This window comes from Kribbella sancticallisti (assembly GCF_039530625.1).
Lineage (GTDB): Bacteria > Actinomycetota > Actinomycetes > Propionibacteriales > Kribbellaceae > Kribbella > Kribbella sancticallisti.
On the sequence record NZ_BAAAOS010000036.1, the window covers coordinates 7,628 to 29,349 of the forward strand.

The window sequence follows — 21,722 nt, forward strand, 5'->3', positions numbered from 1 at the left end:
TCTGGTTCTGAGCTGTTCGTTTATGTGTCAGTTGGCGCGGCGGCGGCCGTGGGGGTTGGGTGGGGGCTGGCCGGTGAGGCGGGCGTTCTCTGCCATCCGGTCGAGGCGTTCGCGCCGGCCGGGCGGGAAGGTGACGAAGGTGATGATGATCGCCAGCAACCCGGCGCCGATGATGATCCAGCGCAGACTGTGGTTCTTCTTCGGCTCGGCACTGTCAGCCGCCGCGGGCTTCGGCGTCGCCGCCGCGGTCGGTTTGGGAGCGGCAGCCGCCTTGGCCGGGATCGGCAGTTGGTAGACCGCCGAGCCCCTCCCCTCGCTGCCGACCAGAATCTCGCTCCCGGTCGGACCGATCGCGACCGACTCACCCTGCGCGATCTGCGTCGCGGCCCGAGCCACCACAGTCGGCGTCTCGCCCCAGGTCACAGTCGCGACGTCGAGGTAGGTACGCAGTACGACACTCTTGCCGTCCGGCAGGAACGTCCCATCGGTGATCCCTTGCGGAGCGGCCGGGGCGTCAGCGACCTTGGTCAGCTTGTTGGTCCCCTCCCGCGACGGCGTCTCAGGCGCGGCGTAGAAGGCTCCCGGCTTCTTCTTGACCTTCGTCACAAAGTAGAGCCGCGAGGTCTTGGGCTCGATCAGCAACGTCTCGGCGTCATGAGCACCGTCGGGATACTCGAAGTCGTAGCGGTGGTACTTGATCCCCTCGGTATCGCCGAGCTCAGCCGGTTCCGGGATCGTGAACACCTCGATCATGTCCCGGCTCGCCTCGTTGTCCCCGATGTCGGCGATGTAGATCGTCCCGTCGCGGTCCACCGCGATCGCCTCGACATCACGCACCTTGGCACCGAACTTCAGCACCGCCCGGACCTTTCCCTGGGCGTCGACACCGAACACCCGGGCCGTGTCCCCGGAGTCGTTCACCGTCCACCAAATGCCTTCGTACTTGGCACTCTTCGCCAGCCCCGAGGACTCGTCCACCCGCTCGTCCTCAATCGCAAACAACTTCTTAGGCACCGCCGGCGACGGATCAGCCGTCACTCCCAGCGGCACACTCCCTACCGCGGACACTCCACCCACGGCAGACGCTCGGCCCACCGCAGACGCATTACCCACCACGGCCGCTCGATTCACCGTCGCCGCTCCGCCCACCGCAGACCCGGCTGCGGCCGTCTGGTCTGTCTGTGGTGCGGGAGCGGCTGCTTCGGCGGAGCTGAGTCCGGCGGTGGTGCCTGCGAGGCTGAGGAGGGTTACGGCGGTCAAGGTGAGGGTGTTGCGCAGGAAGCTCAAAGCACCGCCTCGCGGCCGGGGGCAAGGACCAGCGTCGCCAGCCGTGGCTTGACCTGCCACTCGTCGACCAGCGTCTCGTACTCCGACCGCACCTCAGGGCCGGCTTTCGCCCCGGTCCGGGCAGCTCTGAGCAGGAGGTTGCGCGGCGTGTGCTCACTGTCCACGAACTGCACCACCTCTACCCGGTAACCGACCTGTCGAAGTACCGCCGCCCTCAACGAATCCGTCAAGACATCGGCGAATCGCTCCCGAACGATGCCATATCTGGTGAGAAGCGCATAAGGCGGCGGTGGTTCGACGCTCTTGAGCTGCTTTTGGATGTCGTGGTGGCAGCAAGGTGCCGCGAGGATCAGCGGCGCCTCCCAGCCGACCGCCCGGGCCAGCGCGTCGTCGGTCGCGGTGTCGCACGCGTGCAGCGCCAGTACGACGTCCGGCTGGGTCTCCAGCTCGGCATCCTCGATGGTCGCGTCGACGAACCGCAGGTGGTCCTGCCAGCCCAGCGTGGTGACGCGCTTGGTGTTCCGCTCCCGCGCGGCCGGGTTGCGATCGATCCCGGTCATCCGGACCTCGTGCCCCGCCGCGGTGAGCAGGTGATAGGCCGCGAGGGTGAGGTACGCGTTGCCGCAGCCCAGGTCGACCACCTGCAGCGGCCGGCCGGACTCGATCCGCCCCGCAGCCAGCGCCTCTTCCAGCGCCGGCTCGAGCAACTTGCAGAACTCTTCGATCTGCTTGTACTTCGACTGCCGCGACGGCTTCACCCGGCCGAGGTGATCGCTGATCCCGAGCTCGATCAGGAACGGCGCGTCGGGATCGAGCGTCCGCCGCTTCACCCGGTCGTGCTCGGTCCGCTGCTCCCGGCTCTCACTCTGCCGGTGCACCAGCGCCTTGCCCTTCTTGGTGTACCGCAGCCGCACCGTCTCGGTGGTCGTCTCGACGTGCCAGTTTCCGTACGGCAGGTCGAGGATCTCGTCCACGACTTTCTCCACCGCGTCCCCGGCGACGATCCCCCCGTCAGGAGTCGCCGTCGTGCCGGTGTTGCGGGTATGCGACTGCCGCTCGTCGAACTCGGTGATCTGCAGATGCCGCCCGCCTTTGAGGTCGACGTACCGCACCTCCACCCGCTGGTACTCCGGCGCGTCGGCCCCACGCCGCCGCCCGGACCCCACCGCCCGAACCAACTCTCCCGGCTCCAACAAAGCAGCCCGAATCGCAGCCCGCGCGCCGGACTCCTCGCCCGCCACACCCGCGCCGCCACCCGGCTCCCGCTCTGCCTGCATCGCGCCATTGTCGCCGACCCCTCCACCACATCACAAAACGGTCTCGCCCAACCCACCTCCAACCACCCCTCAGCACCCGCCAATCCAGTCCCTAACTCCCCGGAAACGCAGCTCAACACAGGGCAACACCAACTACCCGCGCCCGTTCCCGTAGACGACGTATCCGGCGCGCCCCAGGCGAACACCTGAGCCGGCGCACGCACGCACAAACTCAACCCTTTCTTCCGGAGGTAGACGCAGTAAGAGGTAGCCGGATAGGAGGTAGCCGGATAGGCAGCCCGCCCGCGTCTTGTTCCCGCGAAGTACAGGTCTAGCGACCGCAAGTGGACACACGAAGCCGGCAACCGGAGGCATACCCGGAGCAGGTTCCGGAGTTCTGGAGTTCCGGGGTTGGTCGTCGTGGGCCTCGCGGGCGTACGAAGTGCGAGGTTGCTGCAGACGGCAGCCACCTCACCCGTTCCCCGCAGTACGGGGTGTCGGTCACCACCAGCCGCACGTGGGGTTAGTGGAGTTTTTCGTCGTCGGCGAGGAGGTTTAGGGCTCGGAGGCGGGTTTCGATGCCGCCGGGTTGGCGGCCTAGGGCTTCTACCAACTCGTCCTTGGTGGCGTTGGCGTTGAACATTTGGGTGAGGAGGTCTTCCTGCTCTTTCGTCCAGACGCGGAAGGCGTTGGGGTAGGTCTTGCGGGCCTCTTCGATGCGGCGGCCGAAGGAGCGGGCGTTGATCATCTCCAGGGAGCGGATCCGGACCAGGCGGTGTCTGCCTACCTCCTCGCCCTCGCGCCAGAACACCACGACACCCTCGTCGAACGTCATCAGGTCGGCCGGGACGTCGCAGTAGTCGGCGTCCTCGAGCATCACCCGGACCATGGTCATCTCCTGTTCTCGAACGGGCCGCCCGGCCACCGCGGCCGCGTCCGGTCCCTTCATGTCTTACTGGAGAAGATGCCGGGAATCGGGTCGGAACTGAGGACCGATCGAGAGGCTGTGGATATCCAGCCCCAGCTCAACAGGGCTAGACACGGCTAGGCAGGATCGCCCGGGTCCTCAGGGAAAGGCGGGCTGTGGGGATCCGGCGGAAGGCCCCACATCTTGGGCTTCGTCGCGGGCGACTTGCGGGCCGCCTGGCGGCTCAACCGGTCCCGCTCGGCGCCCAGCAACCCCAGCAGGACCAAGTCGAGCGTCATGCCCCCGACGGCCGCGAACTGAGTCCCCGCGAACTGGAAGACCTGGGTCACCAGCAGCGACGCCAATACGGCCAGCTCGAAGAGCCGCACCGCTCGGACTCGGTCCAGGCGCCTCAGTCGCAGCCAGCCGCGCAGGGTGAAGTGGGCCGACAGCAAGCTGCCCGCAGCCACGCCTAGCACAGGCAGGTCCGACAGCAGCCGACCCTGGTCGAACCGGATCCCGGCCGCGATCACAGGCGCACCGATAGCCTGCACCACCAGTACTAGGACCGCGATGCGCGGCGCGAGCGGATGGGTCGCCAACCGGTCGAACCCTCGCTGCAGAGCACGCCAGGCGGCATCCACCGGAGCAGCCAGCTCGACCTCATCTGGAGGACAGGCCGCCAGCAGCGCACGGGCCTCCGCGCGGGCGGGAACCTCAGGCCCAACCAGCCGGAGCTGCTCCGAGGCCTGCGCGAGTCGGCGTCGGGACAATCCTCCGGCGACTCCCTCGACGGCGTGGTCGACCACGTTCGCCAACTGCTCCCGCTGGTCGATCGGCCGCCGGCTCGTCAGGTAGCGGGAGCCGAGGATGATCAGCACGAACACCACGTACACGATGGCCGCGGTGGGTTGGTAGAAGTAGTTGTTGTCCGAGGTGACGAACTTGCCCACCTCGTCGATGAACAGCCCGAACCCGACCCCACCGACCAGGGCGGCAGCCGGCCGCACCACCGGCCCGACGTACGCGAGCAGTAGGTAGATCGAGAGCAGCATCAGCAGGCCGCCAGGCAGGACGTGGGCGATGTGCAGCCCCTTGCCGCCGATCTGCGGGTAGCCGCTGAGGCCGAGGAACAACCTGGTGATCAGTACCGTCGCCACGCCCGACACCACGAACGTGGTCAGGTGTTCTCCGGTCCGGACGTTGCGGACCAGACCAGCCCGCATCAGGTACGGCGAACGCGTGGCCGAGGTGTTCATGGCGATGAACGGTAGCTGCCCGGGGATCCCACTGGTACCGGTGGCAGCGACCTCATCGGACGATCGCGGTGATCACCACGATGGCGACGAGCGCTGCTAGTACGACAGAGGTGACGAGCCGTCGGGTCCGGGGGTCCACCGACCCAGGCTAGTGGACCCGATCCTGACCAGCGGCTCCGGGCGGTGGACACCCCGCGGCCGGTACCCGAGGACGTCGGAGAAGCCGAGGTAGTCGGTCAGCAGCCAGATGATCGCCAGCCACATCTCGGTGCCTTGCAGACCCGGGGTCGCGCGGTCGTCGGTGCCGTCCGGGGCGAAGGCGAAGCCGGCGCCGTCGATCCAGCGGGTGAGGATCTCGGACAGCATCCGCTCGGCCCAAGCGCGTCCCTCGGCCCGTCCGTAGTCGGTCTGCTGCCCGGCGAGCCAGAGCGGGTGGATCACGTCGAGGACGTTGCACGCGTTGAACCCGTCGCCGGTGAAGACGCGGCGGTCTTGCGAGTGGAGCAGGAGGGTGCGGATGGTCGCCTCGGGATACGGCAGCGGGAGGCCGAATTGGGCATACGTTCCGCGGGTCAGGCGATAGAAGCCGTTGACTACCTGGAGCCAGCCGTCGTCGGGGTTTGGTTGGCCCCACATTCCGGTCTCAGGGTCGGCTCGTACAGTCAGCCAGCCCATCAGCTGGAAGTGCTGGTCCTCGCTGGAATCCATGTGGTCGTTGAGGTTCCGGGCGATCGCGGTGCCGACGGAGTCGATCGCGGCGCCGGCGCTCCAGGCATTTCTTGCCCAGGGCAACTCATCGAAGGCGGACGACGGGAGGGCGACGTCGATTGGATGCTCGAAGCAACTGCCGAGGAGTTGGAGGGCGTAGCCGACGCAGAGGACGTGGTAGCCGGCCGGGCCTTCCAGGACGGAGATCTCGGCGGTACGGAGCCGGCGGATCAGGTCGTCGGTGGAATGGCCTTCAGGAGCACGCCGGAGCAACAGATCCGAGATCTCGATCGCATCGCACCACGGCCGGACCGCGCCCCCTAGCCCTGGTTGGTCCACGAACTGCTCACCCTCGAAACACCTACTCAGCACCTCACCCACCTGCTCCCGCGCCTTACCGGCGAATGCGGCCGCCAAGGCGGCCAGGTCCGGTTGGGCAGCGCTGGACCGAGTGAAAGGCGGTGGTGAAGGGGCGGTCGCGCCCGAAGCCGGGTCAGCGGTGATGGCACCAGCCGCGGTGGCGGCGGAGGGCTTGGGGTCGCGGCGGTCGCGGAGTTTTCGGGCCGGGTTGCCGGCGACGACCGACCACTCGTCGACGTTCTTGGTGACGACGGCGCCGGCGCCGACGATGCTGTGGGCCCCGATGGTGATGCCGTCGAGGATGGTGACGTTCGAGCCGATCCAGACGTCGTCTCCGACGGTGATGCCGAGCGACGTCTGCGACTGGCGGAAGATCGGGCGGTCCGGCGCGGTGCCGTGGTTGAAGGCGAGCAGCGACGCGTAAGCCCCGATCCGTACTCCGTCGCCCAGGGTGATTCGCCCGCGAACGACCGCGAAGGGGTTGATCGTCGTGTCCGCGCCCAGCGCGACCGAGCCGGTGACGTAAGCATGGGCGCCGATGTACGAGCGCTCCCCCATCCGCAGTTCGTCGCAGAACACCGCCGCCGCCTCCGCGACGTACACGTCCGGCGCGAGATCGGTCTTGCCGGACAGTTCGCGCTGCCGCTCGGCCTGTCGTTCGCGATCGGCCTCCGCCGCGCCCCCGGCGTACTCCCAGGGCAGGAAATCAAGGCGGCGTACTGCGGGTCCGGGGCCTGGCGCGGTCATGGGATAACGCTATCCAAGACTCGGTACCGGCCGTACGGATCGGCCTGTCGGGCAATCGCGCTGCTAACGTTCGGCGCATGTGGGGTGGGAGCGAGAGATGACGACACCCGGATCCAAGGCCCTCGACGAGAGCGCCGACGACGGTCCGGCGAGCAGTGCTGCGCGCCGGAGCCAGCGGGTCACGATCAGCGATCTGGCCCGCCGGCTGGACATCTCGAAGGCCTCGGTCTCGTACGCGCTGAACGGCCGCTCCGGCGTCAGCGAGGAGACCCGGCAGCGGGTCCTGAGCCTCGCCGAGGAGCTCGGTTTCCACCCGAACTCCGCCGCCGTCGCGCTGTCCGCGAGCCGGACCCGCACGATCGGCATCGTGATCGCCCGCGACCCCGCGCTGATCTCCACCGAGGCGTTCTACATGCGCACCCTGGTCGGCATCGAGCAGTACCTGAACGAGGTCGACTCGTCCCTGCTGCTCCGGCTGACCGGTGAGCACGGCGAAGACCTCGACGTACTGCGCCGCTGGAGCCGCCAGGGCCGGGTGGACGGGTTCATCCTGTTCGACGAGCACGACGACGACCCCCGGGTGCCGCTGCTCAAGGAGCTGGGCGTGCCGTGTGTCGTGGTCAGCTCGAACGCTCCGGACGACGGCGTCGGGCGGTTGATCAGCTCGCCCGAGGAGACCGTCACCCTGATGCTCGACCACCTGGCGGAGCTCGGCCACACCGACGTCGTGCATGTCAGCGGGCCGTTCACCTTCGTGCACGAGCAACTGCGGGTCAGGCTGCTCCAGGAGAAGTCCGCCGAGCGCGGGATCCGGGTCACGCACCTCGAGGGCAACTACCGGTATGAGGACGGCGCCGAGATGACCCGGAAGGTGCTCTCCGGGAAGGATCGGCCGACCGCGCTGGTGCTCGGGAACGACCTGATGGCGGTGGCCGCACTGCGGGTGGCGACCGATCTGGGGACCGTCGTGCCGGACGAGCTGTCGATCCTGGCCTGGGACGACTCCCCGCTGTGCGAACTGGCCCGGCCCGGGATCACCGCGGTGGATCAGCAGACGATGGAGCGCGGCCGGATGGCTGCGGATCTGCTGTTCCGGATCGCCGCGGGCGAATCCGGCCTGCATTGGGAGACACCTCCCGGGGTACTGCGCGTCCGGGACTCGTCAGGGCCTGCTGCAAGCTGACCGTGCGTCAGTCGCCAACGACACCCAGTTGCAGAAGAGTCACGGACGAATAACGAACCCGACCCAACTGAACCGGTTCGGGTTCCCATACTTAACCGGTTAGGCCACTATGGGCCCGATCCGCCTCCGCTCCCTGCCGGAGGCTCGACGGGACGAGGGAGTCCGACGTGAAACTGCGTTCGCTTGTAGCCGCAGTAGCGGTGTCCGCCCTCGGAGTCAGCTTGGCCGCGTGCGGCGGCAGCGACTCCGGCGACAGCTCCGACGGCGGCGGTGGAGGAGACGCGACGCTGACCTACTGGGCCAGCAACCAGGGCACCAGCCTGGACAACGACAAGCAGGTGCTGACCCCGGTCCTGCAGAAGTTCACCCAGGAGACCGGCGTCAAGGTGAACCTGGAAGTGATCGGCTGGAACGACCTGCAGACCCGGATCCAGACCGCGATCACCTCCGGCCAGGCGCCGGACGTGGTGAACATCGGCAACACCTGGGCCGCGTCGCTTCAGGCGACCGACGCGTTCCTGCCGTTCGACGGTGACGCGATGACCGCGATCGGGGGCAAGGACAAGTTCGTGCCGACGGCGCTGGCGACCGGCGGCAAGGAGGGCACCGACCCGACGTCCGTCCCGCTCTACGGTCTGGCCTACGGCCTGTACTACAACAAGGCGATGTTCGCCGCCGCCGGCCTGCAGCCGCCGAAGACCTGGGAAGAGATGGTCGCCGCGGCCCAGAAGCTGACCAACCCGGCGAAGAACCAGTGGGGCATGGCGCTGGCGGCCGGCAGCTACACCGAGAACGTGCATTTCGCCTTCATCAACGCCGCGCAGAACAAGGCCGACTGGTTCAACAGCGAGGGCAAGCCGACCTTCACCGGTGACGGCAACGTGCAGGGCGTACTGCGGTACCTCGACCTGATGCAGAAGGACAAGGTCGCCAACCCGTCGAACGCGCAGTACGACAACGGCACCAAGTCGGTGAACGACTTCGCCACCAAGAAGGTGGCGATGGTGATCAACCAGAACAACGCCAACTCCTCGATCGTCGCCAACGGCATGAAGCCCGGCGAGTACGGCGTCGTGCCGTTCCCGTCGCCGGCCGGCGGCGAGCAGGTGGCCAGCCACGTGGCCGGCATCAACCTGTCGATCTTCAAGAACACCAAGAACAAGGACGCGGCGCTCAAGTTCGTGAAGTACATGACGGACGCCGAGACCCAGACCACGCTGGGCAAGCCGTTCGCCTCGCTGCCGGTGCTGAAGGACGCCAAGCCGGCGTTCACCACCGACGCGGCCGAGGCGGCCACCTTTGCCGACGTCTACAACACCAAGTCCAAGCCGCTGCCGCTGGTGCCGGCCGAGGACCAGTTCGAGAGCACCGTCGGCAAGGCGATGAACACGATGTTCGCCAGGATCGCGACCGGCGGCACCGTGACGGCCGACGAGGTGAAGGCGGCCCTGAAGACCGCCGAGGATCAGGTGGCGGCCAGTAGCTGACGCACGATCGGTGGCCCGGGGCAACCAACCCCGGGCCACCCTCGTCGTCGTCTACCCCGCCAGATGATCGAACGCAGCCACAGACAGGAGGCGACCGGATGTCCGTCGCCACAGAACAGGCCCCTGCTGCCGCGAGCCCCGAGCCGCGGGCGAGGAAGAAGCGGGGGCTGGACCAGCGCCCCGGGCTGAGCCGGAAACTGCCGTATCTGCTGCTCGCCCCCGCGGTACTGCTCGAACTGCTGATCCACATCATCCCGATGTTCGTCGGGATCTGGATGAGCTTCGTGAAACTGACCAAGTTCTTCATCGCGAACTGGTCCGCCGCCCCCTGGGCCGGCTTCGACAACTACAAGGTGGCCGTCGACTTCGACAACGCCGTCGGTGAGGGACTGCTGAAGTCCTTCGGCGTCACGATCGCGTTCTCGCTGATCACGCTGGCGCTGTCGTGGTGTCTGGGGATGGCCGCGGCCGTCGCGTTGCAGCCGCCGTTCAAGGGGCGCAGCATCGTCCGGACGCTCTTCCTCGTGCCGTACGCGCTGCCCGCGTACGCCGGGATCCTGACCTGGAACTTCATGCTGCAACGCGACACCGGCGCGGTGAACCACATCCTGGTGGAGAACCTCGGACTGACGTCGGACCGGCCGTTCTGGCTGATCGGCGGCAACGCGCTCGTCTCGCTGATCACCGTCGCGGTGTGGAAGCTGTGGACGTTCGCCTTCCTGACCCTGATGGCCGGGCTGCAGAGCATTCCGCGCGACGTCTACGAGGCAGCCTCCGTGGACGGCGCCGGCTTGCTCCGGCAGTGGCGCCACATCACTCTGCCGTCGTTGCGGCCGGTCAACCTGGTGCTCGTGCTGGTGCTGTTCCTGTGGACGTTCAGCGACTTCAACACGCCGTACGTGCTGTTCGGTACGGCGCAACCGCCCGCGGGTGACCTGATCACCTTCCACATCTACAACGCGTCGTTCCTGACCTGGAACTTCGGGTCCGGCGCCGCCATGTCCGTGCTGCTGCTGATCTTCCTGATGATCGTCACCGGCGCCTACCTCATCATCACCGGCCGGAGGTCTCGTCGTGCGTGACACCAAGGGCTTCAAGATCTACCGGGCCGTCGTGCTGACGGTGCTCGGGCTGTTCGTGCTCGTGCCGCTGTACGTGATGGTCACCTCGTCGCTCAAACCGCTGAGTGACGTGCAGGGCGCCTTCACCTGGTGGCCGTCGAACCTGACGTTGGACCCGTTCGTGGACATGTGGCGGACGGTGCCGCTGGCCCGCTACTTCGTCAACAGCACGATCGTCTCGGTGGCCGCGACGGTCTTCTCGGTGGTGATCGCGATCCTGGCGGCGTTCGCCGTCTCCCGGTTCCGCTTCCGCGGCCGGACCGTCTTCACCACCACCGTGCTGTCGACGCAGATGTTCCCCGGCGTGCTGTTCCTGCTGCCGCTGTTCCTGATCTTCGTGAACATCAACAACTCCGTCGGAGTGCAGTTGGTCGGCACCCGGCTCGGGCTGATCATCACCTACCTGACCTTCAGCCTGCCGTTCTCGATCTGGATGCTCGCCGGGTACTTCGACAGCATCCCGCGCGAGTTGGACGAGGCCGCCCTGGTCGACGGTTGCGGACCGATGGGCGCACTGGCCCGGGTCGTCCTGCCGGCGGCCCGGCCGGGTGTGATCGCGGTGGCGATCTACTCGTTCATGACAGCCTGGGGAGAAGTGTTGTTCGCCTCGGTGATGACGACGGAGGCCAACCGCACGTTGTCGGTCGGCCTACGCCAGTACTCCACCCAGACCAACGTGTACTGGAACCAGATCATGGCCGCGGCCCTGGTCGTCAGCATCCCCGTCGTCATCGGCTTCCTCCTGGCCCAGCGTCACTTCGTCGCCGGCGTCACCGCGGGCGCTGTCAAGTAGCCACCGGCCATCAATGAAGGCAACAACGTGGTCATGAAGGGAATGCTCAACCCGAAGGCGAGATAGGCACCTGCCGGGACGGCGGTACCAACCACAGCTCCCAGCACGGTCAGCCCGGCCAGCACCAGGCCGAGCCCACGCAGAGTCGACGCGGCGCGCGTGGTCATCCGACCCGCGCGCCGCAGCGCGTCCACGAGTAACGCCGCAGCCAGATACATCAGTACTACGTACGCAACCTGCAGCAGGTCCATGCACACCAGCAGCACCACCATGAAGTCACCACTTTCGAGCCCCTGCAGGTACTCCGAGGCCATCCACGCCTCGTCCTCCACCGCCGCCTGAGCAGGAGCCGAGCCCGACAGCACTACCGCGAACCGGGAAACCAGGTTGGCGAAGTAGCCGGCCGAGCCGAGCAGGACAAGGAGTAACGAGAGCAGTGCGGGCAACCGTCCTGGCCCGTCCCACAGAGCCGCAACCCACACGCCGCTCACCAGGACCAGTGCGACGGCGCAGAGCACCAGACCACCCGCGTTGATCACCAAGTTCGCCGGGTCGTCGGCGCTGGGTCCTCCGGTGTAGGACGCGACCGCGAACAGCAGCACCGCGGGCACCACGAACAGACCCGCCCGCGGATCCTTGCGGATCAGCCAAGTGGCGCCCACGACGTACGCGAGATCCAGCAGCAGGTACACGGCCAGCGGCACGACGTGCCCCTGGCCGTACAGGAACGTCAACGCGAGACCGGCCGGGAACACCAGCCACAGTTTGTTCTTCACGGCCGCCGGTACGCAGCGGCGGCCGTCCCCGGTTCAGGCGAAGAGCTTTTCGCCCCAGTAGGAGCCGGGGGTCACGCCGCCGGGGCAGGCGAAGATGCCGGAGCCGACGTGGCGGATGTACTCGTTCATCACGTCCGAGCGGGCCAGTTGCCGCTGGACCGGGATGAACTGCTTGCGCGGGTCCCGCTGGTAGGCGAGGAAGAACAGGCCGGCGTCAAGGCGGCCGAGACCGTCCGAGCCGTCGACGAAGTTGTAGCCCCGGCGGAGCAGTTCCGCACCGTTGTTGAACTGCGGGTGCGCCAGCCGGATGTGGGCCTCCTTGGCGATCTTGAGCTCGCCGTCGGAGTTCTTCGCCTCGAAGTCGATCGGGTCGAACTCCTCGGCCTTGCCCAGCGGTGCGCCAGTGCCCTTGCCGCGGCCGACGATCACCTCCTGCTCGCTGAGCGACGTCCGGTCCCACGTCTCGATGGTCATCCGGATCCGCCGGGAGACCAGGTACGAACCGCCGACCATCCAGTCCGGGCCGTCCTCGGGCTGGACCCACAACTGCTGCTCGAGCTTCGCGGTGTCTTCCAGCTTGAGGTTGTTCGTGCCGTCCTTGAAGCCGAACAGGTTGCGCGGCGTGGTCTGCGCGCGCGACGTCGACGAGGTCCGGCCGAAGCCGAGTTGGGAGTAGCGCACCGCGACCGTGCCGAAACCGATCCGGGCCAGGTTGCGGATCGCGTGGACGGCGACCTGCGGATCGTCCGAGCAGGCCTGGACGGCGATGTCGCCGCCGCTGCGGTTCGGGTCGAGGTTGTCGCCGATGAAGTGCGGCAGGTCGACCAGAGCCGCCGGGCGCTTGCCCTTCAGCCCGAACCGATCGTTGCCCTTGGCATCGACGAAGAAGCTCGGGCCGAACCCGATGGTGATCGTCAGCCGCGCCGACGGCAGGCCGACCGCCTCGCCGGTGTCTTCGGGAGGTGCCTCGCCGGGGCCGTTCACAGCGCCGTACTGGCCGATGTCCCGGCCCGCGGTGATCAGCGCGGCGGCGGCCGTCCACTCCTTCAGCAAGGAGATGACGGCCTCGCGCTTGTCGGTCGTCACGTCGAACGTGGCGAAATGCAGCCGGTCCTGCGCCGGGGTGACGATGCCGGCCTGGTGGGTCCCGTGGAACTCGACCGGGCCGGTGGTGTCGGTCGCCTGCGACTCCTCCCCCGCCAGCGCGGAGTGAGCGGCGTACCCGGCGACTCCGGTGGCGACGGCGGCTCCCGCCGCGCCCAGCAGGCCGCGACGGGAGAAGGCTCGACGTTCGGTCATTTCTTCGCGATCACTCCGGCGACCTTGCTGACCGGCTCGGCCAGCGCGTCCACCACCCGGCCGAGCTCCTTGCGCTCGGCGTCGGTCGGCAGGTACGGCTTGAAGCCGTCGCCGGCGCGGAACTTGTCCAGCGAGGCGTAGACCGTCTTGAAGTTCGTGTCCAGCGTGGTGACGAGCGCGGCATCCCGCTTCTGCAGCGCCGGGCGGAGGGCCTGGATCGCGGCCTGCGAGCCCTGCACGTTGGCCTGGAAGTCCCACAGGTCGGTGTGCGAGTAGCGGTCCTCCTCACCGGTGATCTTGCCGGTCGCGACCTCGTCCAGCAGTTCCTTCGCGCCGTTGGCCAGTTGCAGCGGGTTGAGCTTCACGACCTTGGCCTTGGCGACCACGGTCTTCACATCGGTGAGCAGCAGGTCGGCGTACTTCTCCATCCCCGCGGTGCTGTTCTTCTCCCACAGCGCCTGCTCGATCCGGTGGTAGCCGGTCCACTCGGTGCCGGGCTCGACATCGTTGACCCGGGCGTCGATCTTCGGGTCCAGGTCGCCGAAGGACTCCGCGACCGGCTCGATCCGCTCCCAGTAGGTCCGCGAGACCGGGAACAGCGCCTTGGCCTTGGCGACGTCGCCGGCCTTGACCGCGGCGACGAACTCGGTGGTCTTCTCCTCCAGCGCGATCGCCTGGGAGTTGACGTAGCGCTGGTAGCTCTCGGTCGCCTGCTTCAGCGCGGCGTCCTCGTCGATCTGCGCCGCCGCCTCACCGGTGACGGTCAGGTCGCCGCGGATGCCGTCGCCGATCATGCCGGGCTTGCAGACCGCCTGGTACTTGCCGGTCGGCAACTCGACGATCAGGTCGCGCTTGAGACCGGGCCCGATGTTCTCGACCTCGCCCATCACCCGGTCGCCGTCGGCGTACACGTAGAACTCGGTGACCTTGCTGCCGCCGTTGGTGACCGAGAAGGTGCTGGTGCCGGACTTGACGTCGCGGCGGCTCAGCTCGCACTCGGAGTCGGATGCCTTGACCGCCACCGGACCGGTGGTGTCACCCGGCGCGGCGGCCGGCGTCTCGTCGGCGCAGGCTGTCAGACCGGCCAGCAGCAGTACTGCGCCGGCCGCGGTGGCCCGGCGGGCCTTGATGGTGATCATGCGAGCTGTCTCCTGGACGGGTGAGGTGGTTCAGGCCGCTTCGGTGCGCGGTTCGGCAGGCACCGCGGACGGCGGCGGTGTCGGGGACTTGACCGGCCGGAAGTAGAGCACCAGCACCGGTACGAGGTAGGCCAGCCAGGCGATCGACTCGATCACCGTCGGGGCCGGGTTGAAGTTGAAGATCCCCTTCAGCAGTACGCCGTACCAGCTGTCCGGCGCGATCACGTGGGAGATGTCGAAGGCGAGCGTGTGCAGCCCGGGCAGGATGTTCGCCTCCTGCAGGTCGTGGAAGCCGTAGGCGAAGATGCCGGCCGCGACCAGGATCAGCAGCGCGCCGGTCCACTTGAAGAAGACGGCCAGGTTGATCTTCACCGCGCCGCGGTAGATGGCGAAGCCGAGCACGACGGCGGAGGCGAGACCGAGCAGCACGCCGATGAACGGGGTCGCGGTGGTCGCGGTCGCCGCCGACGCGTAGACGATGAAGGCCGTCTCGATGCCTTCGCGGAAGACCGCCAGGAAGGCCAGCAGCACGACGGCCTGCGAGCCGATCTCGAGCGCCTGGCCCATCCGGTCGCGCAGTTCCTTCGCGATGCTGCGGGACGCCTTGCGCATCCAGAAGATCATCCAGGTGACGAAGCCGACCGCGACGATCGACATCACCCCGCCGATCGTCTCCTGGGTGGTGAAGGAGCGGGCCGTCAGCGAGGTGATGAACTGCAGCAGCGCCCAGCCGGCCACCGCCACCGCGACCGCGGCGCCCACTCCGATCCAGACCAGTTTGAGCCGATCGCGATGCCCCGACTTGACCAGGAAGGTGGCGAGGATGCTGACCACCAACGACGCCTCGAGCCCTTCGCGCAGGCCGATCAGGTAGTTGGCGAGCATGGCGGCACTCCAAGACTGCGAAAATGTTAGGTACGGCTAACCTTCCGAAGGTTAACCTAAGAACTCCCATTCGCCCACTGTGTCGTACGCCGCACCATGGCTCGGACCCTGGCCGAGACGCGATGAGATCAACTCGATACGGTCCGCAGTCCACCTGGGTCCGCGGTACTCGTCGAAGATCCGCACCCAGCGCACCACGTCCGTCGGCTGCCGCAGCCGGGCCAGCGTCAGGTGCGGGGTGAACTTCCGCCCGTCCACGGTCACCCCGGCCTTGTTCGCCGCCGACCGCGTCGTCATCGCCAGATGCGGCAGCGCCCCGGACTCGTCCCGTACTCCGGTCCACAGCACCCGCGCGTCCGCCACGCTCGGAAAGGCACCCGACCCCGCCAACTGCAGGTCGAACGGCTTCTGCCTCTTCGCGGCCGACTCCAGCCGCTCGGCCAGGTCATCGGTCTTGTACTCCGGTACGTCTCCCAGGAACGCCAACGTGATGTGCCAGTTCTCGTCCGCCGCCCACCGGATGTCCTCGTCCGGATAGACCCTCCGCGGCTCCACGAACTCGCTCAGATGCTCGACAACCTCCACCGGCGGCACCACCGCCACAAACAATCGCATCCGGAAAGCCTAGCGACGGTGGAAACTGGGTTTCATGGACGAACGCAATCTGCCGTCGCCGTGCGTGGTGGTGCTGGTCGGGCCGGGGGCCTCGGGGAAGTCGACCTGGGCGGCGGAGACGTTCGGGCCGGAGTTGATCGTGTCCAGCGATCGGCTCCGGGCCTTGGTCGGCGCCGGCGAGGACGACCTGGCGGCGAGCGCCGACGCGTTCGCGTTGCTGGAGGAGGTAGTCAGGCAACGGATCGGGCGAAAGCTGACCACCGTGATCGACACGTTGGGCCTCGACCGGGAGCGGCGGGCGAACTGGTTGAGGCAGGCCAGGGAGCAGGGGATCCCGTGTGTGGCCGTCGCCTTCGACACCCCGGCCGCCGAATGCCGGCGGCGGAATCGCGAGCGGGCCAAAAGGATTCCCGCCGACGTGCTGACCGCGCAACTGAAGACCTGGGCGCAGGTGAACAAGGAACTCCCCGACGAGGGGTACGACGAAGTACTGGCGCCGCGGGCGGTACGCGTAGTACCGGAGGTGTTCGTTCAGGCGGCGGAAGCGGCGCGGCGGCAACAGGATGCGCCGGCGACGCTGCGGTTCGGGCTGCAGTTGAGCAGCTACACCCACCAAGCGGGACGCAAGACCACGGCGGAGTGGATCCGGCAGATCGGGACCAAGGCCGAGGCCGCGGGCTTCGACGGCATCTACGTGATGGACCACTTCCGGCAGATCCCGCAGGTGGGACGGGCTTGGGAGGACTTCCTGGAGAGCTGGACCACGCTCGCCTATCTCGCGGCTTGCACCGAGCGGGTGAAACTCGGCACGCTCGTCAGCGGGATCACCTACCGCAACGTCGCGCATCTCGGAAAGATCGCCGCCACGCTGGATGTGCTCAGCGGTGGACGCGCTGTGTGCGGACTGGGGCTCGCCTGGTTCGAGGCGGAGCACAAGGCGTACGGGTGGGACTTTCCGTCGGTCAGCGATCGCTATGCCCTGCTGGAGGATGCGCTGCAGTTGCTCCCGGTGCTGTGGGGGCCGGGCAACAAACCCTGGCACGGCAAGGTGCTCGACGTACCGGAGACGGCCTGCTACCCGCGCCCGCTGCAAGACCCGCTGCCGATCCTGCTCGGCGGGAGCGGCCAACGAACCCTCAAGCTCGCGGCCCGGTACGCCGACGCCGCCAACGTCTTCGGTGATGCCGCGAAGGTGCGCGAGAAGGCCGAGTTCCTCAAGGCACACACCGAGCCCGGCAAGGAACCACCGCGGCTCACCCAGCTGTCCACCACGCTCGTCGGCAAGAACCACCAGCACGTCACCGAACTCGTCGATCGCCTCCGCCCGCGCAACCAGGACCCGGCCAAGTACGCCGCGTCGGTCAACGCCGGCACCGTCGACGACCAGATCGGCCGGTTCCGCGAACTGGCCGAGGCCGGAGCCGCCGAGGTGATGCTCAGCCTGCCCGACCTCGACGACGACCTGACTCCCCTGGACACGATGGCGGACGTGATCGCCGCCTTCCGTTGAGCTAGTTGAGCTTCAGGGCGAGCAAAGCGTTCTCGATGACCTCGGGCATCGCGGGGTGGATCCAGTACTGGCCGCGGGCCATCGTCGGGGCGTCCAGTCCGAAGCTCATCGCCTGGATGACCGGCTGGATCACGCTGGCCGCCTGCGGGCCGATCACGTGGCAGCCGAGGATCTGGCCGTTGTCCGGGTCCGCGAGGATCTTCGCGAAGCCGGTCGTGTCCTCCATCGCCCAGCCGTACGCGATGTCGGCGTACGCCTCGCGGCCGACGACGTACCGGATGCCCTGCTCGACGGCTTCCTCCTCGGTCAAACCGACGGAGGCGACCTGCGGCGATCCGAAGACGGCGTGCGGGACGAAGCGGTGGTCGGAATCGATCCGGTCGTCGGGGTGCAGCAGGTTGTGCTCGACCACCCGGGCCTCGTGGTTCGCGACATGCTTGAGCTGGTACGGCGAACAGATGTCGCCGAGCGCGTAGATCCCCTCAACGGCGGTCTCCTGGAACTCGTCGACCACCACCCGGCCGTCCTCCTCCAGTTCGATGCCGGTGGCCTTGACGTTCAGGATGTCCGAGTTCGGCGTCCGTCCGACCGCCACCAGCAGTTCGTCCACCACGAACTCGTCCGGCCCCGCCGGGTTCAGCGTCTTCACGAGGATCCCGTCGTCGCGGCGCTGCACGTGGACCGTCTCGTGGAGGAGCTTGACCGAGTAGCGCTGCTGAGCGATCTCGGTGTAGCGGGTCGCGATCTCGCGGTCCTCGTGCCGCAGCATCAGGTCGGACCGCCCGATCACCGTCACCTCCACCCCCAGCGAGGAGAAGATGTGCGCGAACTCGGCCGCGACGAACCCGGCGCCGATGATGCCCAGCCGGCGCGGCAACTGGTCGAGCCGCATGATCGTGTCGGAGGTGTGGAAGCCGGTCTCGGCCAGCCCGGGGATGGGCGGCACGATCGGGCGGCTGCCGGCGGCGAGCACGAACCGGTCGGCGGTCAGCGACTCGGTCTCCCCGCCGGTCGTCCGGGTGACGGTGAGCTCACCTTCCGCGGTGAAGTGCGCGGTGCCTTCGTACAGCGTGACGTTCGCGTTGTTCGGGTGGTGCAGCCGGTACTCCGCGCCGCCGGCCGAGATCGGGTCGATCCGGCCGAAGATCCGGTCCCGGATCTCCGGCCAGCGAACGCCGGTCAGTTTCTCGTCCAGCCCGAACCGGGAGCTGCTGCCCGGGATCGCGGCCAGGTCCGCGGTGTGCACGAACATCTTGGTCGGGATGCAGCCGACGTTCAGGCAGGTTCCCCCGAAGATCCCGCGCTCGACGATCGCGATCTTCCAGTCCGCGAGCTGCTTGGTCACGATCGTGTTGCCGGAACCGGTGCCGACGACCACCAAGTCGTAATGAGTCACACCCCATTGTGCGGGTGACGACCAAAAAGGCAGCTGCTAGGCGGCCTTCTCGCCGTGAAGCACGGTCTGGGGCACGACCTCGAGGCGCGGGCGGGGCAGCAGGTGGGGGCGGAGGGACAGGCCGCGGCGGCGGTTGAAGTACAGGACCGAGCCGACGGTGCCGAGGATGGTGAGGCCACCACCGACGATCAGCGACCAGCGGGCGCCGAAGCTCTCGCCCACCCAGCCGATGAACGGCGAGCCGATCGGCGTACCGCCCATCAGTACGGTCATGTAGAGCGCCATCACCCGGCCGCGCATGGTCGGCTCGATACCCAGTTGCATGGTCGCGTTGGCCGCGGTCAGCATCGTCAGCGCGGTGAACCCGACCAGCGGCAGCACGATCGCGAACGACAGGTACGTCGGCATCAGGCCGCTGACGACGACCATCACGCCGAAGGCGAGCGCGGCCCCGATCACCAGCCGGGCCCGGGTCCGCACCCGGCGGGCGGCGAGCAGCGCGCCGGCCAATGAGCCGATCGCCAGGATCGAGCCGAGGATGCCGTACTCCCCCGGGCCCTTGTGGAACGCACTGGTCGCCATCAGCGCGGACGTCATCTGGAAGTTCAGCCCGAAGGTGCCGGCGAAGAACACCGCGACCAGCACCATCATCAGGTCGGGCCGGCGCCACAGGTAGCGCATCCCGTCCCGGATCATCCCCTTGTCGCGGGCGGCGACCTTCGGGGTGTACAGTTCGCTGGTGCGCATCAGGTGCAGCGACAGGATCACCGCGGCGTAGCTGAGGCCGTTGATGATGATCACCGGACCGGTGCCGATCCAGTGGATCAGCAGACCGGCCAGGCCCGGGCCGACCAGCCGCGCGGCGTTGAAGGAGGCCGAGTTCAGGCCGACGGCGTTGGACAGTTCGTCCTTGCCGACCATCTCGACCACGAACGACTGCCGGGTCGGCGCGTCGAACGCGGTCCCGACGCCGAAGAGGAAGGCCAGCGCGAAGACGTGCCAGACCTCGATCACGCCGGTGACCGTCATCGTGCCGAGCACCAGGGCGACCGTGCCCATCGCGATCTGGGTGAGGGTCAGCACCCGGCGCTTGGGGAAGCGGTCGGCGATCAGTCCGGCGTACGGCGAGAGCAGCAGCGCCGGGAGGAACTGCAGGCCGGTGACGATGCCGAGGGCGGTCCCGGAGTGGGTCAGCTCCAGGACCAGCCAGTCCTGGGCGACACGCTGCATCCAGGTGCCGGTGTTCGAGATGATCGCGCCGGTGGCGTAATAACGGAAGTTGCGGACTTTAAAAGCACAAAACGTGGGGCTCATGTAGCCGCCAGACGTTCCAGGACAGGGGCAGCCTTGCGCAGGATGTCGCGCTCCTCGGGGGTCAGTTTCTTCAGCTTGGTCTGCAGCCACTCGTCGCGGCGCCGCCGGTTGGCCTGCAGCAGCGCGTGCGCCGCCTCGGTCAGGTCGACCACGATCTGGCGCTTGTCGGTCTCGTGCGGGCGGCGGACCACCAGGCCCGCCTCCTCCATGTTCGACACGATCCGCGTCATCGACGGCGGCTTGACCTGCTCGTGCGCGGCCAGCTCGCCGATCGTCATCGCGTCGTGTTTGCCGAGGGCGCCGAGGACGCCGAGCTGGTTGGCGGTGAGGTCGTGTCCCTCCACCCGTTGCCGGCGGATCTGCCGGGACAACCGCAGTGTGGACGACCTCAGGGCGCTCGCCAGCCCGACGTCACTCTTCACCTGCTGCGCTACGACTTCGGGCATATGGTTAGCTTAACTCATTACCTTTGCTAACGAAAATGAGTTGCCCGGATATTCCCCCGGTAGTCAGGCAGTGACTACCGGCGGCGTACGGGCCGTTCAGCTCTCCGGCGCTGTCAGCGATTAGTCTTCGCTGCCATGGGGACACCTGCAAAGCTCGCGCGGTACGAGCAGCGCTTTCGGCGGGCCGGGCTGCCGTTGTTCATCAAGGACTTCTCGCCGACGCACGACATCTTCAGCCGGGCCGTACCGGTGCTGGTGCTCGTCTTCATCGCGGAGATGCTCGGCGCCACCTCGCTCGAGTGGCCGCTGTGGCAGAACCTGCTCGCCGCGGGCTTCGGCCTCGCCATCCTGATCAGCGGCTTCGGCGTCCTGAACCGCCTCCGCGGCCGCCGGTTCTGGTCCTTCCCGACCCGGTTCGGCATCCCCGAGCTCGCCGTCTTCGTGCTGCTGCCGGCGCTGCTCCCGCTCGCCTCCGAGGGCCAGCTGCGGCAGTTCTTTGGTGTTGCCGTCGGCAACCTGGTGTTCGTCGGCCTGGTCTACGTCGTGGTCGGCTACGGCCTGATCGGTACCACGATCTGGGGCCTGCACCGGCTCGGCGCCGAGCTGGCGAACTCGGTGGCCAGCCTGGTCCGGGCCCTGCCGCTGCTGCTGGTCTTCTCGCTCGTGCTGTTCGTGAACACCGAGATGTGGCAGGTGTTCGCCGGCATGCCGGTCGAGTTCATCGTCTTGTCCGTGGTCGCCTTCACCCTGCTCAGCGACCTGTTCCTGATCCTGCGGCTGCCGAAGGAGCTGGACGTGATCGAGCGCGACGCCGGCTCCGGCCCGCCGTTGCGCCGGATCCAGCGCCTCAACCTCAGCATCAGCCTGGTGATCCGCCAGTGGATGCAGGGGCTGGTGGTGAGCGCCGGCGTCGGGTTGTTCTTCGTCGGCTTCGGCCTGCTCGCGATCAGCGAGCACATCTACGAGGGGTGGGGCATCAGCCCTGGCTCGTGGTCACACGAGTTCGAACTGTTCGGTCATCCGCTGCTGATCAGCGCCGCCCTGGTCAAGGTCGCCATCGGGATCGCGAACTTCACCGGTCTGTACTACTCGATCTCGCTGATGACCGACGCGACGTACCGCACCGAGTTCCTGGACAACGTCACGGACGAACTCCGCGAACTCTTCACCGCCCGCACCGAGTACCTGGAGTTGCGCAAGCGGTTGCTGCCGGCCGGCGACCCGCACGGCTGAC

General features: G+C 67.7%; 19 protein-coding genes. 6 read left to right on the forward strand and 13 right to left on the reverse strand.

What is annotated here, in order from left to right:
• Positions 1-27: 27 nt before the first annotated feature.
• The 5 genes from ABD255_RS24850 to ABD255_RS24870 all read right to left on the reverse strand — a co-directional run bounded on the left by ABD255_RS24850 (position 28) and on the right by ABD255_RS24870 (position 6,524).
• Positions 28-978, reverse strand: coding sequence for an SdiA-regulated/phytase-like domain-containing protein (locus ABD255_RS24850; RefSeq protein WP_344217949.1), 951 nt, complete (start codon positions 976-978; stop codon positions 28-30).
• 305 nt (positions 979-1,283) lie between these two features.
• A complete protein-coding gene (locus ABD255_RS24855; protein WP_344217951.1) occupies positions 1,284-2,564 on the reverse strand; it encodes a class I SAM-dependent methyltransferase in 1,281 nt (426 codons plus the stop codon).
• Between the two features lie 502 nt (positions 2,565-3,066).
• Positions 3,067-3,492 carry a hypothetical protein gene (locus tag ABD255_RS24860; RefSeq protein WP_344217953.1) on the reverse strand — a complete coding sequence of 142 codons (426 nt, stop codon included), beginning with the start codon at positions 3,490-3,492 and terminating at the stop codon, positions 3,067-3,069.
• A 95-nt stretch (positions 3,493-3,587) separates the two neighbouring features.
• Positions 3,588-4,709, reverse strand: coding sequence for a hypothetical protein (locus tag ABD255_RS24865; RefSeq protein ID WP_344217955.1), 1,122 nt, complete (start codon positions 4,707-4,709; stop codon positions 3,588-3,590).
• A 96-nt stretch (positions 4,710-4,805) separates the two neighbouring features.
• Positions 4,806-6,524, reverse strand: coding sequence for an acyltransferase (locus ABD255_RS24870; RefSeq protein ID WP_344217957.1), 1,719 nt, complete (start codon positions 6,522-6,524; stop codon positions 4,806-4,808).
• 97 nt (positions 6,525-6,621) lie between these two features.
• Between ABD255_RS24870 and ABD255_RS24875 the strand changes: the two genes are divergently transcribed.
• The 4 genes from ABD255_RS24875 to ABD255_RS24890 all read left to right on the forward strand — a co-directional run bounded on the left by ABD255_RS24875 (position 6,622) and on the right by ABD255_RS24890 (position 11,108).
• A complete protein-coding gene (locus ABD255_RS24875; protein ID WP_344217959.1) occupies positions 6,622-7,707 on the forward strand; it encodes a LacI family DNA-binding transcriptional regulator in 1,086 nt (361 codons plus the stop codon).
• Positions 7,708-7,874: 167 nt separating this feature from the next.
• Positions 7,875-9,194, forward strand: a complete 1,320-nt coding sequence (locus ABD255_RS24880) for an ABC transporter substrate-binding protein (RefSeq protein ID WP_344217961.1) — start codon at positions 7,875-7,877, stop codon at positions 9,192-9,194.
• A 98-nt stretch (positions 9,195-9,292) separates the two neighbouring features.
• A complete protein-coding gene (locus tag ABD255_RS24885; RefSeq protein ID WP_344217963.1) occupies positions 9,293-10,276 on the forward strand; it encodes a carbohydrate ABC transporter permease in 984 nt (327 codons plus the stop codon).
• On the forward strand, positions 10,269-11,108 hold the full coding sequence (locus ABD255_RS24890) for a carbohydrate ABC transporter permease (RefSeq protein WP_344217965.1): 840 nt from the start codon (positions 10,269-10,271) through the stop codon (positions 11,106-11,108). Before ABD255_RS24885 ends, ABD255_RS24890 begins: the two co-directional genes overlap by 8 nt.
• Here ABD255_RS24890 and ABD255_RS24895 read toward each other — a convergent pair.
• Genes ABD255_RS24895 through thpR form a run of 5 tightly spaced genes read right to left on the reverse strand, consistent with a single transcriptional unit; the run spans position 11,069 to position 15,822 of the window.
• Complete coding sequence (locus ABD255_RS24895) at positions 11,069-11,884, reverse strand: hypothetical protein (RefSeq protein WP_344217967.1); 816 nt, start codon at positions 11,882-11,884, stop codon at positions 11,069-11,071. The genes ABD255_RS24890 and ABD255_RS24895 overlap by 40 nt on opposite strands.
• A 33-nt stretch (positions 11,885-11,917) precedes the next feature.
• On the reverse strand, positions 11,918-13,183 hold the full coding sequence (gene efeB / locus ABD255_RS24900; protein WP_344217969.1) for an iron uptake transporter deferrochelatase/peroxidase subunit: 1,266 nt from the start codon (positions 13,181-13,183) through the stop codon (positions 11,918-11,920).
• Complete coding sequence (gene efeO, locus ABD255_RS24905) at positions 13,180-14,322, reverse strand: iron uptake system protein EfeO (protein WP_344217971.1); 1,143 nt, start codon at positions 14,320-14,322, stop codon at positions 13,180-13,182. The genes efeB and efeO overlap by 4 nt, the downstream gene beginning before the upstream one ends.
• A gap of 30 nt (positions 14,323-14,352) precedes the next feature.
• Positions 14,353-15,207 carry an iron uptake transporter permease EfeU gene (gene efeU / locus ABD255_RS24910; RefSeq protein ID WP_344217973.1) on the reverse strand — a complete coding sequence of 285 codons (855 nt, stop codon included), beginning with the start codon at positions 15,205-15,207 and terminating at the stop codon, positions 14,353-14,355.
• A 51-nt stretch (positions 15,208-15,258) separates the two neighbouring features.
• Positions 15,259-15,822: an RNA 2',3'-cyclic phosphodiesterase gene (gene thpR / locus ABD255_RS24915; RefSeq protein WP_344217975.1), complete on the reverse strand. Its 564-nt coding sequence runs from the start codon at positions 15,820-15,822 to the stop codon at positions 15,259-15,261.
• Between the two features lie 34 nt (positions 15,823-15,856).
• On the opposite strand from thpR, the gene ABD255_RS24920 reads away from it, so the two are divergent.
• Entirely contained in the window at positions 15,857-17,332 is a 1,476-nt protein-coding gene (locus ABD255_RS24920) for an LLM class flavin-dependent oxidoreductase (protein WP_344217977.1), read from the forward strand.
• A 1-nt stretch (position 17,333) separates the two neighbouring features.
• Here ABD255_RS24920 and ABD255_RS24925 read toward each other — a convergent pair whose 3' ends face one another.
• The 3 genes from ABD255_RS24925 to ABD255_RS24935 are packed head-to-tail and all read right to left on the reverse strand — an operon-like array spanning position 17,334 to position 20,488.
• Positions 17,334-18,728, reverse strand: a complete 1,395-nt coding sequence (locus ABD255_RS24925) for a mycothione reductase (RefSeq protein WP_344217978.1) — start codon at positions 18,726-18,728, stop codon at positions 17,334-17,336.
• A gap of 36 nt (positions 18,729-18,764) precedes the next feature.
• Positions 18,765-20,042: an MFS transporter gene (locus ABD255_RS24930; RefSeq protein ID WP_344217980.1), complete on the reverse strand. Its 1,278-nt coding sequence runs from the start codon at positions 20,040-20,042 to the stop codon at positions 18,765-18,767.
• Complete coding sequence (locus ABD255_RS24935; protein WP_344217982.1) at positions 20,039-20,488, reverse strand: MarR family winged helix-turn-helix transcriptional regulator; 450 nt, start codon at positions 20,486-20,488, stop codon at positions 20,039-20,041. The genes ABD255_RS24930 and ABD255_RS24935 overlap by 4 nt, the downstream gene beginning before the upstream one ends.
• Before the next feature lie 135 nt (positions 20,489-20,623).
• Here ABD255_RS24935 and ABD255_RS24940 point away from each other — a divergent pair, with 135 nt between their 5' ends.
• Positions 20,624-21,721, forward strand: coding sequence for a hypothetical protein (locus tag ABD255_RS24940; protein ID WP_344217984.1), 1,098 nt, complete (start codon positions 20,624-20,626; stop codon positions 21,719-21,721).
• Position 21,722 lies beyond the last annotated feature (1 nt).

Excerpts from the sequence above, each read along its gene's own strand:
- ABD255_RS24930 (WP_344217980.1), bottom strand. The coding sequence starts at position 20,042 with ATGAGCCCCACGTTTTGTGCTTTTAAAGTCCGCAACTTCCGTTATTAC.
- ABD255_RS24920 (WP_344217977.1), top strand. The coding sequence starts at position 15,857 with ATGGACGAACGCAATCTGCCGTCGCCGTGCGTGGTGGTGCTGGTCGGG.
- ABD255_RS24860 (WP_344217953.1), bottom strand. The coding sequence starts at position 3,492 with ATGAAGGGACCGGACGCGGCCGCGGTGGCCGGGCGGCCCGTTCGAGAA.
- ABD255_RS24885 (WP_344217963.1), top strand. The coding sequence starts at position 9,293 with ATGTCCGTCGCCACAGAACAGGCCCCTGCTGCCGCGAGCCCCGAGCCG.
- ABD255_RS24940 (WP_344217984.1), top strand. The coding sequence starts at position 20,624 with ATGGGGACACCTGCAAAGCTCGCGCGGTACGAGCAGCGCTTTCGGCGG.
- efeU (WP_344217973.1), bottom strand. The coding sequence starts at position 15,207 with ATGCTCGCCAACTACCTGATCGGCCTGCGCGAAGGGCTCGAGGCGTCG.
- efeO (WP_344217971.1), bottom strand. The coding sequence starts at position 14,322 with ATGATCACCATCAAGGCCCGCCGGGCCACCGCGGCCGGCGCAGTACTG.
- ABD255_RS24870 (WP_344217957.1), bottom strand. The coding sequence starts at position 6,524 with ATGACCGCGCCAGGCCCCGGACCCGCAGTACGCCGCCTTGATTTCCTG.
- ABD255_RS24865 (WP_344217955.1), bottom strand. The coding sequence starts at position 4,709 with ATGAACACCTCGGCCACGCGTTCGCCGTACCTGATGCGGGCTGGTCTG.
- ABD255_RS24855 (WP_344217951.1), bottom strand. The coding sequence starts at position 2,564 with ATGCAGGCAGAGCGGGAGCCGGGTGGCGGCGCGGGTGTGGCGGGCGAG.
- thpR (WP_344217975.1), bottom strand. The coding sequence starts at position 15,822 with ATGCGATTGTTTGTGGCGGTGGTGCCGCCGGTGGAGGTTGTCGAGCAT.
- ABD255_RS24875 (WP_344217959.1), top strand. The coding sequence starts at position 6,622 with ATGACGACACCCGGATCCAAGGCCCTCGACGAGAGCGCCGACGACGGT.
- efeB (WP_344217969.1), bottom strand. The coding sequence starts at position 13,183 with ATGACCGAACGTCGAGCCTTCTCCCGTCGCGGCCTGCTGGGCGCGGCG.
- ABD255_RS24935 (WP_344217982.1), bottom strand. The coding sequence starts at position 20,488 with ATGCCCGAAGTCGTAGCGCAGCAGGTGAAGAGTGACGTCGGGCTGGCG.